The following is a 17,440-nucleotide window of genomic DNA, read 5'->3' as shown; positions in this document are numbered from 1 at the left end:
GTCGCGGCCTCCGAAGGCAGCGCCTCCAAGACCGATTTCGGCGCCTTCGGCGCGCTGGCCGGCCGCAGCGCGGGCGGCGGCCTCGGCGGCTATACCAACACCGCGCAGGGCAAGGTGATTGCCGCGGCCTTCATGGACGCCTTCAACCAGATGGTGCGTTCGCTGCGCAACTACAAGGCGCAGACGGTGCGCGGCCAAGGGCTCGGCGGCGGCGGCCGGTTGGGCGTGGATGGCGGTGCGGCGCCGTCGCAGACCTCCGCGCCAGAAGCGGCTGCTGCGCAGCGCCGCCGCAAGTAGGGGCGCATCGCCGGCCCATCCGCCTCGCTCAGAGGTAGCGCGTCTCGGCCGGCGACTCGAACCAGTTGTTGTTGGACGGGCAGCCCCAGGGCCGCCCGCCTGCTGCGCAATCCCGGTTGGCTTTCTTGAGCCTCACCCGATCCGCACGGGCACGAAGATCTTGTCTTCACCGCGCTGGATCAGCAGCGCCACCGACTTGTTGGTCGCCTTCGCCACCACCTCGCGCACCTGCTCCACGCTCTGCGCCGGCGTGCCGTTGATGGCCAGCAGCACGTCGCCCGCCTGCACCCCGGCCTGCGCCGAAGGACCGCCGACATCCTCGATCAGAAGACCGCTCTCGACCGAGGCCTGGCGTTTTTCCTGCGGCTGCAGCTGACGCAGCGCCAGGCCCAGCTTGCCCTGTCCCACGTCGGCATCGGCCTTCGCGACCTTGGCGGGCTTGTCGCTCGCATCGCCCAGTTTGGCCTGCAGCTCCTTGCGTTCGCCCTGGCGCCACACTTCGAGCACGACCTTCTTACCCGGCGCTTGCTGGCCGATCACCGCGGGCAGGTCGCCCGAAGAGACGATGGCCTGGCCATCGACCTTGCGGATCACGTCGCCCGCCTTCAGGCCCGCCTTGTCGCCGGGGCCGCCCTTCTCGATGTTGGAGACCAGCGCGCCTTCGGGCTTGTCGAGCTTGAACGAATCGGCAAAGGCCTGGTTCACTTCCTGCACCGCCACACCGAGCCGGCCGTGCGTGGCCTTGCCGGTCGCGACGATCTGGTCCTTCACCTGGATCGCCACGTCGATCGGGATCGCGAACGACACGCCCTGGTAGCCACCGCTGCGGCTGTAGATCTGCGAGTTGATGCCGACCACCTCGCCGCGCGTGTTGAGCAGCGGACCGCCGGAGTTGCCGGGGTTCACGGCCACGTCGGTCTGGATGAAGGGCACGTAGCTGTCGTCAGGCAGCGAGCGGCCCTTGGCGCTCACCACGCCGGCCGTCACGGTGTTCTCGAAGCCGAAGGGCGAGCCGATGGCCAGCACCCATTCGCCGACCTTCAGGTCCTTGGTGTTGCCCAGCGCGAGCACGGGCAGGCTCTTCGCATCGATCTTGAGCACCGCGATGTCGGTCTTGGCGTCGGCACCGAGTACCTTGGCGCGGAACTCGCGGCGGTCGGTCAGCTTGACGGTGACCTCCTTCGCGTCCTTCACGACGTGGGCGTTGGTGATGATGATGCCGCTGGGGTCGACGATGAAGCCCGAGCCTTGGGCGCGCACCGGCACGTCGCGCTGCTGTTGCTGCTGGCCGCGCGGGTTGATCTGGCCCTGGAAGCGGCGGAAGAACTGGAACATCGGGTCTTCGGGGTCGATGCCCTGCATCTCGGCCGCCTCGTCGTCGGACGCCTTCATCGTGCCCGTCACGCTGATGTTGACCACGGCCGGGCCGTCGCGCGAGGTGATGGTCGAGAAGTCGGGCAGCGTGACCATGGCCGCGGGCGCCGCGGCGGTGGCGTTGGTGGTCGGCGCGCTCACGGCACGGGCACTGGTGTAGGCACCGGCACCGACGGCACCGATCACGCCCGCGCTCGCCAGGGCAATCACCAGGGCGCGGGGCGAAGTCAGACGGGAGTTCATTTGTCGGTTCCTTTCAGGGCGTATGGACGCCAATGCGATGAAAGGAATGTCGCCCCCCCGACTTAAGCGCCGCTTAAACCGGGTCCACCCCCCGGTTCGAGCCCTCTCCCCCTGGGAGAAGGAGCGAAGACGACGCGTACCCGCAGGCCGCCCAGGCTCGGAGATTGATCGAGTGCCACCGTTGCCCCATGCAGGTCGGCAATCGACTTGACGATGGCCAGTCCGAGGCCGCTGCCGGATGCCTGCGTTTCACCGGAGCGGTAGAAACGGTCGAGCACGCGCTCGCGCTCGGCCGGAGGCAGACCCGGGCCGCTGTCGTCCACGGTGAGCTCGACCGAGTCGCCTTGCCGGGCGATGCGGATGTCGACGCGGCCCTCCAGCGGCGTGTACTTGATCGCGTTCTCGAGCAGGTTGCGCAGCAGCATGCGCAAGGCCTCAGGCTGGCCGTCGACCACGGCCGCATCGGCATGCGCGATGCCGATGTCGATGCCGCGCGCCTGGGCCGCCGCCACCGCGTCGGACACCGCGAGGCGCGCCACCTCGGACAGGTCGACCGGCTCCGGCTTCGCGCCGGCCGCCATGCTGGCCTCGTGCCGCGCCAGCGCGAGCATCTGCTCGACCAGCCGTGTCGCGCGATCGATGCCCGCCACCAGGCGGCTCACGGCCAGGTCGCGCGACGCACCGTCGGGCGCGCGCTGCAGGCCCTGCACCTGCAGCTTCAGCGCGGCCAGGGGCGAGCGCAACTCATGCGCGGCATCGGCGACGAAGTGCTTCTGCGCATCGAAGGCGTGGCGCACGCGGTCGAACAGCAGGTTCAACTCCTGCACCAGCGGGCGCACCTCCTCGGGCAACCCCTCCTCGCTCACCGGCGACAGGTCGTCGGCTTGCCGCGACGCCACCTGCTTGCGCACGCGCGCCACCGGCGCGAGCGAACGGCTCACCACCCACCAGACGACCAGCATCAGCAGCGGCGCCATCAGCGCGACCGGTGCGATGGTGCGCAGGGCCAGCGTGCCGGCCATGTGGCGCCGCGCCGCCATGTCCTGCGCCACCTGGATCACCAGTCCGCGCGTCTGCATCGAGAACACGCGGTAGGTGGTGCCGCGCGCATGCACGTCGGCGAAGCCCAGCACCGCGAGCTGCGGCAGTGCGGCCTCCTCCGCGGACTCGAAGATGCGCACGCCGTCGGCGGTCCACACCTGCACGACGAAATCGAAGTTCTGTTCACCGGTGCCGATGCCGCCCACCGCCGCGCTCGGCGGCAGGCCGGCTCGCAGCGAGAGGGCCATCTGCTGCATGTGGTAATCGAAGATGTCGTCGGCCTCGGCCAGCACCGTGCGGTAGGCGACGAGCGCTTGCGCCCCCGCGGCGAGCACGATCGCCACCAGCAGGAACCAAAGCAGCCGTGCGCGCAGCGAGCCGGTCAATGAGCTCCAAACCTTATTCATGCGCACTCCGTTCGTGGGACGACATGGAACCGGCTCAGCCGGGCCGTAGGCGTCGCCCTCGGCAGGGGGTAGGCGAAGCGACACGAAGTGCGCGAAGCCTGGGGGCGAGTCACAGCTTCGGCACCATGTAGCCAACGCCGCGCACATTGCGGATGAGTTCGGCACCGAGCTTCTTGCGCAGGCCGTGCACGTAGACCTCGACCGCGTTGCTGCTGATCTCGTCCTTCCAGCTATAGAGCTTTTCCTCGAGCTGGGCGCGCGACAGGACCATGCCGGGCCTCGCCAGCAAGGGCTCCAGCACCGCCCACTCGCGCGCAGACAAAACCACCGGCTGGCCCGCCACCGTCACCTCCCGCGTCGCGGGGTTGATGCTCACGCCCATGTGCTCGTACACCGGCTCGGCGCGCCCGGCCGCGCGGCGCAGCAAGGCGCGGATGCGAGCCAGCAGCTCGTCGAGGTCGTAGGGCTTGAGCACGTAGTCGTCGGCGCCAGCATCCAGGCCTTCGATGCGCTGCTGCACCGAGTCGCGCGCGGTGGCGATCAGCACGGGCATGCGCTGCTTGCGCGCGCGCAGGTTGCGCAGCACCTCGAGGCCGTCGCGGCGCGGCACGCCGAGGTCGAGCATCACGAGATCGTATTGCTGGGTGCGCAGGGCCGACTCGGCGGCCTCGCCGTCTTTCACCCAGTCCACCGCGTACTGCTCTGCGCGCAGCAGGTCGAGCACGGCTTCGCCGATCATCACGTCGTCTTCGAGGAGGAGGAGTCGCATGGGTGTGTCCGTTCTCGGGATTCGAGGCCGCGGCGGCGCCGAAAGTTCAGATCAGAGGAGCGAGCGGACTTCGCGCGCCGCCTCGAACAGCAGCGGCAGCATCTCGCGCTGCAGCGTCTCTTCCTGGTAGCGGGTGCCGGACAGCACCACGTTGAGCGCGGCCACTGTGTGGCCCTGCATGTCGCGCAGCGGCACCGCCAGCGCCTGCACGCCGAGTTCGTGCTCTTCGCTGGCAAAGCAATAGTCGTTCTTGCGCACCTGCGCCACCAGCTGCCGCAGGCCCCGCGCCTGCGTCACGGTGTGGGGCGTGAGCCGTGCGAGGTGGCGGCCCTTGAGCCACTGCGTGAACTGGGTCGGCGCCATCGCTGCCAGCAGGACCCGGCCGGTGGAGGTGGCATGCGCGGGCAGCCGTGCACCGAGGTGCAGGCCGTAGGCCAGCACGCGCGTCGGCGTGCCGTAGCTGCCGCTGCGCGCAACGATGACCGCCTCTTCGCCGTCGAGCACCACGGCCGAGAAGGACTCCCCGGTCTGCGCCGCCAGCCGGTTCAGCGTGGGCTGCAGCGCGCGTGGCAGCCGCGACGAAGCGAGGTAGCTGCCCGAGAAGCGCAGCACCTTCGGCGCCATCCAGAAATAGCTGCCATCGGTTTCCAGGTAGCCCAGGTGGGCCAGCGTCAGCAGGTGCCGGCGGGCCGCGGCACGCGTGAGGCCGGCGCGCTCGGCGGCCAGCGTGGCATTCAGGCGCTGGCGTTCGGTGTCGAAGCTTTCGAGCACCGCCATTCCCTTGGCGATGCCCTCGATGAAGTCGGCTCTGGCGATGGTCATTCGTCGTCTGTGGTCGAGTTGTTGCGCGATGATCGCGCACGCATTCGCATGATCGCACAGAGCCTCGCGCAGCGTCCCCACAGACCACCGAGTGCGCCCTACGCTCCACGAAACCCTCTCGGAGACACGAACATGCGCACACAAGTCGCGATCATCGGCGCCGGCCCAGCCGGCCTACTGCTCGGGCAGCTCCTGCACAAGGCAGGTATCGACAACATCATCGTCGAGCGCCAGAGCGGCGACTACGTGCTGGGCCGCATCCGCGCCGGCGTGCTGGAGCAGGTCACGATGGACCTGCTGGCCCGCGCGGGTGTCGACAGCCGCGCCAAGACCGAGGGGCTCCCGCACGAAGGCATCGAACTGCTGTTCAAGGGCGCGCGCCACCGCATCGACATGCACAGCCTCACGGGCGGCAAGCAGGTGACGGTGTACGGCCAGACCGAGGTGACGCGCGACCTGATGGAAGCGCGCACCGCGGAAGGCCTCACGACGATCTACAGCGCCGCGAACGTGAGCCTGCACGACTTCGATTCGGGCAAGCCGCGCGTGCGCTACGAGAAGGACGGCCGGACGCACGAGATCGAATGCGACTTCATCGCCGGCTGCGACGGCTACCACGGCGTGAGCCGCGCGAGCGTGCCGGCGGATGCGATCCAGACCTACGAGAAGATCTATCCCTTCGGCTGGCTCGGCGTGCTGGCCGACGTGCCGCCGGTGTCGCACGAACTGATCTATGCCAACACCGAACGCGGCTTCGCGCTGTGCAGCATGCGCAGCGCCACGCGCAGCCGCTACTACGTGCAGGTGCCGACCGAAGAGCGCGTGGAAAACTGGAGCGACGAAGCCTTCTGGAACGAACTGCGCGCGCGCCTCGATCCCGAAGCTCGCGCGCATTTGGCGACGGGGCCTTCGCTCGAGAAAAGCATTGCGCCCTTGCGCAGCTTCGTCGCCGAGCCGATGCGCTTCGGCTCGCTGTTCCTCGCGGGCGATGCAGCCCACATCGTGCCGCCTACCGGTGCCAAGGGGCTGAACCTGGCGACTGCCGACGTGGGCTACCTGTCGCGCGCGTTCGAGATCTTCTACGCAGAGAAGTCGGCCTCGGCACTGGATCGCTACTCGGACCTGTGCCTGCGTCGCGTCTGGAAGGCCGAGCGCTTCTCGTGGTGGTTCACCTCGCTGATGCATCGCTTTCCGGAGACGGGCGCCTTCGGCCAGAAGATCCAGGAGGCCGAACTCGACTACCTCGTGCACTCGACCGCCGCCTCTACCTCGCTGGCGGAGAACTACGTCGGCCTGCCGCTCGAAGACTTCTAGGCGGCTGCCGAAGCGGAGCGGCCCTCGAGTGCGGCCTTCATGGCCATCCCACCCTGCGCCATCATCGGCTCGATGTAGGCCGCGATGGCGTCGGGCAGCACGTCGGTGATCCAGACGAAGCGAGAACGGCCTTCTCCCTCGGTGAAAACCTGCGCGGAAGCATGGTGATGGGCGGCCTGCCCGCCGGTGACGGTGTAGGCCAGCCGCCGATGGGCGTCGTCGATGCCGACCAGCATTTCGCGCGCGACAAGACCGTTGGCGAAAGTGAGGATGCGGGCGCCTTCGGCGTCGATCGTGCAGCCGGTGAGAAAACCCGGTGCCAGCCGCGTGTGCACCGCCTTGAAGTCGCGCAGCGCATCCCATACCCGGGCAGCATCCGCCTCGACGATGAATTCCTTGTAGACCGTGGCCATGGCAAACCTCGCTTCAGGGGTTGATCAGGCGGTCATCATCGAGGAGCGCGGCGATGCGGTCTTGGAAAATCCTGCGGTCGCCCCGGGCCGCCTTGCGAAAGCCCCCCGGCGACACGCTGGCAGCGCGGCGGAAGGTGCGCACGAAGTTGCTGAGGTCGGCAAAGCCCACGTCGAGCGCCACCTCGGTCACGGGCCGGCTGCCGTCGTCGGCCAGCAGGCGCGCGGCATGCCGCAGGCGCGAGCGCACGAGGTACTGGTGCGGCGTGACGCCCAGCACCTGAGAGAAGAGCCGCAGGAAGTGGAACGAACTCAAGCCGGTTTCGGCGGCGGCGCCATCGAGGCCGATGTCGTGCTGCGAGTGCGCGTCGATCCACATCGCGGCATCGACCGCGCGGCGGCGGTCGCGCGGTACGGCCGTGGACGCGGAGCCGGACTTGGCTCGGTCGGACACGACTTCGACGAAGCGGCTCGCGAACCACATGCCGAGTTCGTCCAGGCCCACGTCGCTGTGCCCATCGGCCGCGGCCTGTGCGAGTTCGCCGATCACCACGAGTTCGGCCAGGGGCGGCAATCCGCCGGTGCGCCAGGTCTTCCGGTCGCCGCCGATCAGGTCGACAAAGCCCGGCGACAGGTGGAAGGCCAGGCACTCGTCGCCGCAGACATGGTGGTCGTGCGTGCAGACGTACTCGTCGCCCGGGCAGCCGACCAGCACCGATCCGGCGACCAGTTCGTAGGCTTGGCCGCGCGTGCGGTAGCCGAAGCTGCCCTTGCGCACATACGAGACCGAATAGCCTTCATGCAGTTCGGCAAAGGGCTGCGCATCGGGCCCCGCGTCGCAGCGGTAGCTGGCGACGCGGATCGGGTCGGTCTGCAGTTCGGTGGTGACGAGCATGGCTTGCGCCTTTCAGGTCCACCGCACCGCAATGCTCAGTCGATGGTCTGCATGGCCTGCCACACGCGCGCCGGGCTCAGCGGCATGTGCAGGCGCGGCGCGCGCGTGGCGAGGCCATTGCGTGCAAAGGCATCGGCCACCGCATTGACGATGGCCGGCGTGGCGCCGATGGTGCCGAGCTCGCCCACGCCCTTCACGCCCAGCGGGTTGTTCTTGCACGGCGTCGATTCGTCCATCTCCATCTGGAACATCGTGTCGACGATGTCGGCGCGCGGGGCCGCGTAGTCCATCAGGCTGCCGGTGACGGGCTGGCCGGTTTCGTTGTCGTACACCACCTGCTCGTACAGCGCCTGCCCGATACCCTGCACCGCGCCGCCCTCGAGTTGGCCGCGCACGATCATCGGATTGATGACCCGGCCCACGTCGTTGACCGAGCTGTAGGCCACCACGCTGATCTCGCCGGTGGGCGGATCGATCTCGATCTCGCAGATGTGGCAGCCGTTGGGCCAGGTCGGGCCGGCCACGGTGCTGGTGGAGTCGACGAAGATCTCGCGCCCCGGCTGCTTCGCCGCGAGCGTGAAGAGGTCGAGCTCGAGGTCGGTGCCGGCCACGTTGAAGACGCCGCGGCTGTAGACGATGTCGTCGATGGAGGCCTCGAACTCCTGCGCGGCGAGCTCGCGCGCCTTGTCGATGGTGCGCTCGGCACCGACGCGCACGGCCGAACCGCCGGTGAACAGCGAGCGAGAACCGGCGCTGCCGAAGCCATCGCCGCGGTCGGTATCGCCGAGCACCACGCGCACCTTCTCGATGGGCACGCCGAAAGCATCGACCGCGAGTTGCGCAAGCGAAGTGGCAATGCCCTGCCCCATGGCGTTGACGGCGGAAAACACCTCGATCACGCCATCGGCCTGCACCGAGACCGTGACACGCTCCTCGAACACATTGCCGCCTGTCCATTCGAGGAAGGTGGCGATGCCCAGGCCGCGGTGCCTGCCCTTGCTGGCCGAGTTGGCCGCGCGGGTCTCGAAGCCCTCCCAGTCAGCGAGCGTCAGCGCCTGGTCCATCACCGACTCGAAGTTGCCGGTGTCGTAGGTCTGCGCCATCGGGTTCTTGTACGGCATCTGCTCGGGGCGGATGAAATTGCGGCGGCGCAGCGCGATGCGGTCGATGCCGGTCTGGCGCGCGGCCTCGTCCATCAGCCGCTCGATGGTGAAGATGGCCTCGGGGCGCCCTGCTCCGCGATAGGCGCCGGTGGGCGCAGTGTTGGTGAGCACCGCCTTGAAATGGAAGTCGATGGTCTGGATGTCGTAGACACTGGTCTGCACCCAGGGGCCGATCAGCAGTTGGATCGCGACGCCGGTGCCCGTGGCGTAGGCGCCCACGTTGGCCAGCGTCTTGATGCGCAGGGCCAGGATCTTGCCGTCGGCGTCGAGCGCCATTTCGGCGCGCGCCTCGATGTCGCGCCCGTGCGCACTCGACAGGAACTCCTCGCTGCGCTCGGCCACCCACTTCACCGGCCGGTCCACCTGCAGCGCGGCGAAGGCGACCGCAATGTCTTCAGGGTAGGCACCGGTCTTCATGCCGAAGCCGCCACCGACGTCGCCAACCACCACGCGCACCTTTTCCTTTGGAAGGCCGATGGCGGCACAGACGGAATCGCGTACGCCGGAGGGCATCTGCGTGCTCATGCGGATCGTGAGGCGGCCGGTTTCGGGGTCGCGCGCCGCCAGCACGGAACGCGGCTCGATCGTCAGGGCGACCACACGCTGGTTGTGCACGTCGAGCGCCACCACATGGGCGGCCTTGGCGAAGGCCGCGGTCGCGGCCTCGCTGCTGCCGTGGCGCATTTCGGCGGCGATGTTGCCCGACGCTTCTTCGCACAACAGCGGTGCATCGCTGGCGGTGGCACTCTCGAGGTCGACCACCATGGGCAGGTCTTCGTAGTCGACCATGATGGCCTCGGCGGCATCGCGGGCCTGCTGCACCGTATCGGCCACCACGGCGGCCACGACTTCGCCGACGAAGCGTGCGCGCTCGTGCGCGATGGCATAGCGCGGCGGGCTGGCGCTGTCGCTGCCGTCCGCCCGCTTGAAGCCCGCGGCGCCCGGCAGAGGCTTGACGCCGGCCTCGGCCATCTCGGCACCTGTAATCACGCGCAGCACACCGGGCATGGCGGCAGCGGCGCTGGTGTCGATGGAGAGAATGCGCGCGTGCGGATAGGAGGATCGCAGGAAGACGAGATGCGCCTGCTCGGGAAGCGTGACGTCGTCGGTGTAGCGTCCGGCGCCTGACAGCAGGCTTTCGTCCTCGAGGCGGCGCACCGCCTGGCCGCTGCCGAAGCGCGTGGGGTTGGGTTCAGTGGTCAACATGGTCCTCTTGTGCTCATCCCCGGCGTGTGCGCGGGCCTGCCTGATCTGCTTGTGGAAGCTGCGATTGCAAGCTGTGGACTATAGGGTTTTCGGCGGGTTTTGTGGTGCCGCAGCGTGAGGGCCGAACCTTGTGGCGTGTCAGCAGTGTGCGATTTTCACCCGGCTGGATTCGGTTTCGCGAAGCCGTGTATACCTATGCCCATGCGACAACTGCCTTGGCTCGAACCCGGAGACGCCCTGCCCGACCCTGCCTCTGCCTGGGGCGTGGCCGACCCCGTCCCCGGGCTGCTGGCGGCCGGTGGGGCGCTCGATGTCGATACTTTGATGCAGGCCTATGGCAACTGCGTCTTCCCCTGGTTCAGCGAAGACCAGCCGATTCTGTGGTGGAGCCCGGACCCCCGCATGGTCCTGCAGGTGGCAGAGTTCAAGCTGCACCGGTCGCTGCGCAAGACGCTGTTGCGTTTCATGGAGACACCTGGATGCGAGGTGCGCATCGACCATGACTTCGCGGCCGTCATCAAGGCCTGTTCGGCCTCGCCGCGCGTCGGCCAGTCGGGCACCTGGATCGTGCCGGACATGGTCAGGGCCTATACGGATTTGCACGACGCCGGCCATGCCCACAGCGTCGAGACCTGGATCGACGGCAGGCTCGCGGGCGGACTCTACTGCGTAGCCCTGGGCCGCGCGGTGTTCGGCGAGTCGATGTTCACCCGCCGGCCGGACGCCTCGAAGATCGCGCTGGCCGCGCTCGTGTCGCTGTGCCGGCATGCCGGCGTCCAGATGATCGACTGCCAGCAGAACACCTCCCATCTCGCGAGCCTCGGCGCCCACGAGATGGCGCGCAAACGCTTCGTCGCACACGTGGCGCGGGTACGGCAACAGGAGGGCCCACGCTGGCGATTCGACCCCGTATACTGGTCCGAACTCCTTTCCGCGCGACCTCTTTCACCGACGTGACGCACCTCAAGGACCTTCCGCTTCACACGCTGCAGTTCTACGCAACGGCGCCCTACCCCTGCAGCTATCTGCCGGACCGGCAGGCCCGCTCGCAGGTGGCCACGCCCAGCCACCTGATCCACAACGACGCCTATTCAGACCTGGTGCTCAGCGGCTTCCGGCGCAGCGGCATGTTCACCTACCGCCCCTATTGCGACGGCTGCCGGGCCTGCATTCCGCTGCGGGTGCTGGCCAGCAGTTTCCGGCCCACGCGCAGCCAGCGCCGCGCGCTCAAACAGCATGCCGGCCTGCAGGCGCGCGTGCTCAAGCTGTGCTTCATGCCCGAGCACTACCAGCTCTACCTGCGCTACCAGACCGGCCGCCACGCGGGCGGCGGCATGGACCATGACAGCATCGACCAGTACACCCAGTTCCTGCTGCAGAGCCGTGTGAACTCCCGGCTGGTGGAGTTCCGCGAAACGCTGCCCGACGGCAGTGCGGGCGCGCTCAGGATGGTGTCCATCCTCGACGTGCTGAACGACGGCATCTCGGCCGTCTACACCTTCTACGAGCCCGATACCCGCGCCGCGCCGGGCCGTCCCGAGCAAGCGGACGGCCCCCAGGGGGGGCAGCGAGAACACGAAGGGTCGAGCGTGGGGGCAATCTCCACCGGCTACGGCACCTACAGCGTGCTCTGGCAGATCGAGCAGGCCCGCAAGCTGGGGCTGCCGCACGTCTACCTCGGGTACTGGATCGAACACAGCCCGAAAATGAGCTACAAGGCGCGTTTCTCCCCGCACGAAGTATTGGTGGATGGACACTGGCAGGCGCCGGGCGATTTCACAAGGTAAAATGGCGCCCGGTCATCACCGCAGAGCGCCATGAGAAAAAACCAATCCGACATTCCCGCCGTTCCCGTGATCCAGGTGATCGAGCGCATGTTCGCGCTGATCGATGTCCTGGCATCCCGCGAGGAGGCGATTTCGCTGAAGGAAATCAGCGAAAAGACCGGGCTTCATCCCTCGACCACGCACCGTATCCTCAACGACCTGGCGGTCGGCCGCTTCGTCGACCGGCCCGAAGCCGGAAGCTACCGGCTGGGCATGCGCCTGCTGGAACTGGGCAACCTGGTGAAGGGCCGGCTCAACGTGCGCGATGCAGCACTCGGCCCGATGCGCGAGTTGCACAAGCTGACGCAGCAGCCCGTCAACCTCAGCATGCGCCAGGGCGACGAAATCGTGTACATCGAGCGCTCCTACAGCGAGCGCTCGGGCATGCAGGTGGTGCGGGCCATCGGCGGACGGGCCGCCCTGCACCTGACCTCGACGGGCAAGCTGTTCCTGGCGGCGGACGATCCGCAGCGGGTGCGCAGCTATGCCACGCGCACGGGCCTGGCGGGCCACACGCGCAACAGCATCACCCAATTGCCGGCGCTGGAGCGTGAGCTGTCGAAGGCGCGCCAGTACGGCATCGCCCGCGACAACGAGGAACTGGAACTGGGCGTGCGCTGCATGGCTGCCGGCATCTACGACGATCAGGGCAAGCTGGTGGCGGGCCTGTCGATCTCGGCGCCGGCCGACCGGCTGGACGAAGGCTGGCTGCCCAAGCTGCAGGCCACGGCCAATGAAATCTCGGGCGCGCTGGGCTTCAAGGACGGGATGGCCGTCACGCCCTCGCCCGCAAGCAGCAGCACCCCGCCGGCAGGCTGACCCGAAGAAGAAGGCCTGCCTCAAAAGCAAACAGGCCCTGCGAAGGGCCTGTTTTCATTGTGGTCTGGCGGACTGTTGCGAATCGATCAGCCGGCCACCTGGTAGCTGGTATTGCGCGAAGAAGCGGCTGGGGTCCCGTTGGCATGGGTGGCCTCCACCCAGCGGCGAACCCGCTCGGCGTCGGCGATGCGGCTGAACTTGCCGGCCGAATCCAGGAACACCATGATCAGCTTGCGCCCGGCCACCCGGGCCTGCATCACGAGGCACTGGCCGGCTTCGGAGATGTAGCCGGTCTTCTGCACGCCGATTTCCCAATCGGGGCTCTTCACGAGACGGTTGGTCGTGTTGAACTGCAGCACGCGGTTGCCGACCTCGACCTGGTACTCAGGCGAAGTGGACAGGGAACGCACCGTGGCATCGGAGTAGGCAGCATTGACCAGCAGCGCCAGGTCTTGCGCGCTCGACTGATTGCGGCTCGACAGGCCGGTGGGCTCCACGTAGCGCGTGTCCTTCATGCCGAGCATCTTTGCCTTGGCGTTCATGATGCTCACGAAGGTCGTCAGGCCACCCGGGTAGGTGCGGCCCAGCGCATGCGCGGCGCGGTTTTCGCTCGACATCAGCGCCAGGTGGAGCAGTTCGCCGCGCGAGAGCGTGGTGCCGACCGTCAGGCGCGAACTGCTGCGCTTTTCGGTGTCGACGTCGTCCTGCGTGATGGTGATGAGTTCGTCGTTCGGCAGATGGGCCTCGCTGATGAGCAGGCCGGTCATGAGCTTGGTGAGCGATGCAATCGGCAGCACGGCATGGTCGTTCTTGCTGAACAGCACTTCGTGCGTGTCCTGGTCGACGACCAGCGCGACGCTCGACTTCAGGTCGAGCACGTCCTCGGTGCCATGCAGGCCGGCCATCTGGCCGAAAGATTGGCGCGGCGCCTCTGTGACGCGAACCACCGAGCGGCGCTGCACGGCCACTACAGTCTTGCCGTTCCTCTTGCGGATGGTGGCCACGACATTGCGGCCGCCACGAACCACCTTGTCCGCTTTTTCGTTGTTCTCGGCCCGTCCGGCACGCGCCGTCTTGGACGATGCGCTGCGCTTGACCTCGACCGGCACCGGCCCCTTCGCCTTCTTGGCGACGGCGGCTTTGGCAACAGGCTTTTCTTTCTTCGCGGCCTGGGCGCCAGGCAGCAAAAACGCCGCGGCGCACAGCGCAACGGCGAGCATTTTGAGTGCGGGTAGAAACCGCTGGCTGGAAACTCGGCGGAGACGGGCTTCAGACATTTATAAATCTCCAGCGGCGACAAACGAGGACCGCAGTGTATCGAAATCAAAAAAGGCACGCAATATCAGTTACTTGCGTCCTCTTCTTCAATCGAAAATCAAGGACCGCCTAAAACCTAACCCTGTGCCGCAACTCTCTCAGCTTGGCTCTGTAACTTGTTGAGCGCGCTCAAATAAGCCTTTGCCGAAGCGACCACGATGTCCGGGTCTGCACCCACACCGTTGACCACCCGCCCTGCGTTTTGTAACCGAACTGTAACCTCCCCTTGGCTTTCCGTCGAGCCACTGATGGCATTGACAGAGTAAAGAACCATTTCAGCGCCGCTCTTGACGTGCGACTCGATGGCTTTCAGGGAAGCATCAACCGGGCCATTCCCGTCGGATTCGCCGGTGACTTCCTTGCCCTGGACGGTGAACACGACCTTCGCCTGGGGGCGCTCGCCGGTTTCGCTGTGCTGAGAGAGAGAAACGAAAGCAAACTGCTCACCAACGTTCGACACCTCTTCCGCGCTGACGAGCGCGAGGATGTCCTCGTCGAAAATTTCCGACTTGCGGTCGGCCAGCTCCTTGAACCGGAGGAACGCGGCATTGATGTCGCCCTCGCTTTCCATGGCCACGCCCAGCTCCTGCAGTCGCTGCTTGAAGGCGTTGCGGCCGCTGAGCTTGCCAAGCACGATCTTGTTGGCCGCCCATCCCACGTCCTCGGCGCGCATGATCTCGTAGGTGTCGCGCGCCTTGAGCACGCCGTCCTGGTGAATGCCCGAGGCGTGCGCGAAGGCGTTGGCCCCCACCACCGCCTTGTTGGGCTGCACCACGAAGCCGGTGGTCTGGCTGACCATGCGGCTCGCGGCCACGATGTGCTGCGTGTCGATGCGCAGGTCGAGCCCGAAATAATCCTTGCGGGTCTTCACCGCCATGACCACTTCCTCGAGCGAGCAGTTGCCCGCGCGCTCGCCCAGCCCGTTGATGGTGCATTCCACCTGGCGCGCGCCGCCAATCTTCACGCCCGCCAGCGAATTCGCCACGGCCATGCCGAGGTCGTTGTGGCAGTGCACCGACCAGATCGCCTTGTCGCTGTTGGGAATGCGCTCGCGCAGCATCTTGATGAAGTTGCCGTAGAGCTCGGGAATGGCGTAGCCGACAGTGTCCGGCACGTTGATGGTGGTGGCACCTTCGTTGATCACGGTTTCGAGCACCCGGCACAGGAAGTCCGGGTCGCTGCGATAGCCGTCTTCGGGGCTGAACTCCACGTCCGCCAGCTGGTTGCGCGCGAAACGCACGGCCAGCTTGGCCTGCTCGTGCACTTCGTCGGGCGACATGCGCAGCTTCTTCTCCATGTGAAGCGGCGAGGTCGCGATGAAGGTGTGGATGCGCCCCCGGGCCGCGCCCTTGAGGGCCTCGGCCGCGCGCGCAATGTCGCGGTCGTTGGCGCGCGAAAGGCCGCACACCGTCGAGTCCTTGATCGCATTGGCAATCGCCTTTACGGCCTCGAAGTCGCCGTTCGAGCTGGCGGGAAAGCCGGCTTCGATGACGTCGACCTTCAGCCGCTCCAGCAGCTTGGCGATGCGCATCTTTTCATCGCGCGTCATCGAGGCGCCGGGCGACTGCTCCCCGTCGCGCAGGGTGGTGTCGAAAATAATGAGTTGGTCGGTCATCGTGGATCTCCTGTGTTCGTTCCCACCTTGCGCGTCGGCAGCGTCAGGCGGCTTCAACCACCGATTGTGCGCCGTGTGCGCCCAGGGCACGAGCACGCTGCACGCCCGAGACAATTGCCTTCAGCGACGCCGTGATCACGTTCGCGTCGATGCCCACGCCGAACAGCGTGCGGCTTTCGTCGACGCGCAGTTCGAGGTAAGCCACGGACTTCGCATCGGCGCCGGCGCCGATGGCATGCTGGTGGTAGTCCATCACGCGTACCGTATGGCCGGTGGCCTGGCTCAGTGCTTGCGTGAAGGCGTCGATGGGGCCGTTGCCGCGGCCTTCGATGGCATGGGTTTCACCGTTCCACGACAGGTCGCCGCGCAGGACCACGGAGGCGTTGGCGCCCTCGCCTTCTTCCTCGATCACGCGGTGCTGCAGTGCCTGAGCGGTCTCGATGCCGTACTCGCGCACGAACAACTGCCAGAGGTCGGCGGCGGTGAGCTCCTTGCCGGCAACGTCCATCACGCGTTGCACGGTCTGCATGAATTCCATCTGCAGGCGGCGCGGCATCTCGAGGCCATATTCGCTCTCGAGCAGGTAGGCCATGCCGCCCTTGCCGGACTGGCTGTTGACGCGGATCACGGCTTCATAGCTGCGGCCCACATCCTTCGGGTCGATGGGGAGATAAGGCATGTCCCAGATGTCGCCTTCCTTGCGCGCGGCGAAGGCCTTCTTGATCGCGTCCTGGTGCGAGCCCGAGAACGAGGTGTAGACGAGGTCGCCCACATACGGATGGCGCGGGTGCACGGGAATCTGGTTGCAGTGCTCGACGGTGGCACGGATCTCGTCGATATTCGAAAAATCGAGCTCGGGCGAAACGCCCTGCGTGTAGAGGTTGAGCGCGACGTTCACGAGATCAAGGTTGCCGGTGCGCTCGCCATTGCCGAACAGACAGCCCTCAATGCGCTCGGCGCCGGCCATCAAGGCCAGTTCGCCGGCCGCGGTGCCGGTGCCGCGGTCGTTGTGCGGATGCACGCACAGCACGATCGAATCGCGGCGCGCAAGGTTGCGGTGCATCCACTCGATCATGTCGGCGAAGATGTTCGGCGTTGAATGCTCCACCGTCGTGGGCAGGTTCACGATGCATTTGCGCTGCGGCGTCGGGGCCCAGACCTCGGTTACCGCATCGACCACGCGCTTCGAGAACATGACGTCGGTGCCGGAGAACATCTCGGGCGAGTACTGGAAGGTCCACTGCGTGTTCGGCTGCCTGGCGGCGAACTCGTTGAACATGCGGGCATGGCTGCTGGCCAGCTCGACGATCTGGTCTTCGTCCATGCCGAGCACCACGCGGCGCATCACGGGCGCCACGGCGTTGTAGAGGTGCACGATGGCGCGCGGTGCGCCCTGCAGCGATTCGAAGGTGCGTTCGATGAGATGGTCACGCGCCTGCGTCAGCACCTGGATCGTCACGTCGTCGGGAATGCGGTCTTCCTCGATGAGCTTGCGCACGAAGTCGAATTCGACCTGCGAGGCAGAGGGAAAGCCGACTTCGATTTCCTTGAAGCCGATGGCCACGAGGGTTTCGAACATGCGCATCTTGCGCGCGATGTCCATGGGCTCGACCAGCGCCTGGTTGCCATCACGCAGGTCGGTCGACAGCCAGATCGGCGCCTTGGTCAGCACGGCATCGGGCCAGGTGCGGTCCTTGAGGCCGATCGGGGCGAATGCGCGGTATTTGCTTTGAGGTTGCTTGAGCATGTCGATTTCTCTGAGATGGTTGGTAATCAACCAGCAACCCCAAAAACAAACGGCCCGTTGCTGGTGCGAACGGGCCGTGGTGAGGGATTTGCGCGTGCGCTACCGTCTCCGCCCGTGAGGGAGGGCTAGTAGGGCCAGCAGCGAAATCTTGGTCATGAGGGCTGTGAATGTAGCA

The 17,440-nt window shown here is 66.9% G+C and carries 14 protein-coding genes and 1 pseudogene; 5 read left to right on the top strand and 10 right to left on the bottom strand.

The features are described 5' to 3' along the window. Window positions 1-297: pseudogene (locus tag ACCD11_RS07075) on the top strand (peptidoglycan-binding protein); the annotation flags it as partial. A 132-nt stretch (window positions 298-429) separates the two neighbouring features. On the opposite strand, the gene ACCD11_RS07070 reads toward ACCD11_RS07075, so the two are convergent. The 4 genes from ACCD11_RS07070 to ACCD11_RS07055 form a co-directional block, all read right to left on the bottom strand. After that, the gene (locus ACCD11_RS07070) at window positions 430-1,914 is read right to left on the bottom strand and encodes a DegQ family serine endoprotease (protein ID WP_413313189.1); all 1,485 of its coding nucleotides are present in this window, start codon (window positions 1,912-1,914) and stop codon (window positions 430-432) included. A gap of 62 nt (window positions 1,915-1,976) precedes the next feature. Beyond that, on the bottom strand, window positions 1,977-3,362 hold the full coding sequence (locus ACCD11_RS07065; RefSeq protein ID WP_413313188.1) for an ATP-binding protein: 1,386 nt from the start codon (window positions 3,360-3,362) through the stop codon (window positions 1,977-1,979). A 109-nt stretch (window positions 3,363-3,471) separates the two neighbouring features. Further along, complete coding sequence (locus ACCD11_RS07060; RefSeq protein ID WP_056518096.1) at window positions 3,472-4,131, bottom strand: response regulator; 660 nt, start codon at window positions 4,129-4,131, stop codon at window positions 3,472-3,474. Between the two features lie 51 nt (window positions 4,132-4,182). Continuing rightward, window positions 4,183-4,953 carry an IclR family transcriptional regulator C-terminal domain-containing protein gene (locus ACCD11_RS07055; protein ID WP_007834214.1) on the bottom strand — a complete coding sequence of 257 codons (771 nt, stop codon included), beginning with the start codon at window positions 4,951-4,953 and terminating at the stop codon, window positions 4,183-4,185. Window positions 4,954-5,085: 132 nt separating this feature from the next. Between ACCD11_RS07055 and pobA the strand changes: the two genes are divergently transcribed. After that, complete coding sequence (gene pobA, locus ACCD11_RS07050) at window positions 5,086-6,267, top strand: 4-hydroxybenzoate 3-monooxygenase (RefSeq protein WP_413313185.1); 1,182 nt, start codon at window positions 5,086-5,088, stop codon at window positions 6,265-6,267. Here the strand turns inward: pobA and ACCD11_RS07045 are convergent. The 3 genes from ACCD11_RS07045 to ACCD11_RS07035 are packed head-to-tail and all read right to left on the bottom strand — an operon-like array spanning window position 6,264 to window position 9,941. Next, a complete protein-coding gene (locus tag ACCD11_RS07045) occupies window positions 6,264-6,680 on the bottom strand; it encodes an SRPBCC family protein (RefSeq protein ID WP_413313184.1) in 417 nt (138 codons plus the stop codon). The two genes, pobA and ACCD11_RS07045, sit on opposite strands and share 4 nt — an antisense overlap. Before the next feature lie 13 nt (window positions 6,681-6,693). Beyond that, a complete protein-coding gene (locus tag ACCD11_RS07040) occupies window positions 6,694-7,572 on the bottom strand; it encodes a helix-turn-helix domain-containing protein (RefSeq protein ID WP_413313182.1) in 879 nt (292 codons plus the stop codon). 35 nt (window positions 7,573-7,607) lie between these two features. Continuing rightward, window positions 7,608-9,941, bottom strand: a complete 2,334-nt coding sequence (locus ACCD11_RS07035) for a xanthine dehydrogenase family protein molybdopterin-binding subunit (protein WP_413313180.1) — start codon at window positions 9,939-9,941, stop codon at window positions 7,608-7,610. 201 nt (window positions 9,942-10,142) lie between these two features. Here ACCD11_RS07035 and aat point away from each other — a divergent pair, with 201 nt between their 5' ends. The 3 genes from aat to ACCD11_RS07020 are packed head-to-tail and all read left to right on the top strand — an operon-like array spanning window position 10,143 to window position 12,586. Continuing rightward, a complete protein-coding gene (gene aat / locus ACCD11_RS07030) occupies window positions 10,143-10,898 on the top strand; it encodes a leucyl/phenylalanyl-tRNA--protein transferase (protein WP_413313178.1) in 756 nt (251 codons plus the stop codon). After that, entirely contained in the window at window positions 10,895-11,728 is an 834-nt protein-coding gene (locus ACCD11_RS07025; protein WP_413313177.1) for an arginyltransferase, read from the top strand. Before aat ends, ACCD11_RS07025 begins: the two co-directional genes overlap by 4 nt. A gap of 30 nt (window positions 11,729-11,758) precedes the next feature. Beyond that, window positions 11,759-12,586 carry an IclR family transcriptional regulator gene (locus tag ACCD11_RS07020; RefSeq protein ID WP_413313176.1) on the top strand — a complete coding sequence of 276 codons (828 nt, stop codon included), beginning with the start codon at window positions 11,759-11,761 and terminating at the stop codon, window positions 12,584-12,586. Between the two features lie 86 nt (window positions 12,587-12,672). Here the strand turns inward: ACCD11_RS07020 and ACCD11_RS07015 are convergent, their stop codons facing one another. The 3 genes from ACCD11_RS07015 to leuA form a co-directional block, all read right to left on the bottom strand. After that, on the bottom strand, window positions 12,673-13,863 hold the full coding sequence (locus tag ACCD11_RS07015) for a serine hydrolase (RefSeq protein WP_007834226.1): 1,191 nt from the start codon (window positions 13,861-13,863) through the stop codon (window positions 12,673-12,675). Between the two features lie 116 nt (window positions 13,864-13,979). Then, entirely contained in the window at window positions 13,980-15,518 is a 1,539-nt protein-coding gene (locus ACCD11_RS07010; RefSeq protein ID WP_413313174.1) for a 2-isopropylmalate synthase, read from the bottom strand. Window positions 15,519-15,561: 43 nt separating this feature from the next. Next, complete coding sequence (gene leuA, locus ACCD11_RS07005; protein WP_413313171.1) at window positions 15,562-17,265, bottom strand: 2-isopropylmalate synthase; 1,704 nt, start codon at window positions 17,263-17,265, stop codon at window positions 15,562-15,564. Between the last annotated feature and the right edge of the window lie 175 nt (window positions 17,266-17,440).

This window comes from Variovorax sp. Varisp36, from assembly GCF_047304235.1.
Classification (GTDB): Bacteria; Pseudomonadota; Gammaproteobacteria; order Burkholderiales; family Burkholderiaceae_C; genus Variovorax.
The sequence above is the reverse complement of the archived record's forward strand: the minus strand, read 5'-3'. Positions and strand labels throughout refer to the sequence as shown.

What these genes read in the sequence shown, in the direction of transcription:
- ACCD11_RS07070 (WP_413313189.1), bottom strand. Translation starts at nt 1,914, where the DNA reads ATGAACTCCCGTCTGACTTCGCCCCGCGCCCTGGTGATTGCCCTGGCG.
- ACCD11_RS07065 (WP_413313188.1), bottom strand. Translation starts at nt 3,362, where the DNA reads ATGAATAAGGTTTGGAGCTCATTGACCGGCTCGCTGCGCGCACGGCTG.
- ACCD11_RS07060 (WP_056518096.1), bottom strand. Translation starts at nt 4,131, where the DNA reads ATGCGACTCCTCCTCCTCGAAGACGACGTGATGATCGGCGAAGCCGTG.
- ACCD11_RS07055 (WP_007834214.1), bottom strand. Translation starts at nt 4,953, where the DNA reads ATGACCATCGCCAGAGCCGACTTCATCGAGGGCATCGCCAAGGGAATG.
- pobA (WP_413313185.1), top strand. Translation starts at nt 5,086, where the DNA reads ATGCGCACACAAGTCGCGATCATCGGCGCCGGCCCAGCCGGCCTACTG.
- ACCD11_RS07045 (WP_413313184.1), bottom strand. Translation starts at nt 6,680, where the DNA reads ATGGCCACGGTCTACAAGGAATTCATCGTCGAGGCGGATGCTGCCCGG.
- ACCD11_RS07040 (WP_413313182.1), bottom strand. Translation starts at nt 7,572, where the DNA reads ATGCTCGTCACCACCGAACTGCAGACCGACCCGATCCGCGTCGCCAGC.
- ACCD11_RS07035 (WP_413313180.1), bottom strand. Translation starts at nt 9,941, where the DNA reads ATGTTGACCACTGAACCCAACCCCACGCGCTTCGGCAGCGGCCAGGCG.
- aat (WP_413313178.1), top strand. Translation starts at nt 10,143, where the DNA reads ATGCGACAACTGCCTTGGCTCGAACCCGGAGACGCCCTGCCCGACCCT.
- ACCD11_RS07020 (WP_413313176.1), top strand. Translation starts at nt 11,759, where the DNA reads ATGAGAAAAAACCAATCCGACATTCCCGCCGTTCCCGTGATCCAGGTG.
- ACCD11_RS07015 (WP_007834226.1), bottom strand. Translation starts at nt 13,863, where the DNA reads ATGTCTGAAGCCCGTCTCCGCCGAGTTTCCAGCCAGCGGTTTCTACCC.
- ACCD11_RS07010 (WP_413313174.1), bottom strand. Translation starts at nt 15,518, where the DNA reads ATGACCGACCAACTCATTATTTTCGACACCACCCTGCGCGACGGGGAG.
- leuA (WP_413313171.1), bottom strand. Translation starts at nt 17,265, where the DNA reads ATGCTCAAGCAACCTCAAAGCAAATACCGCGCATTCGCCCCGATCGGC.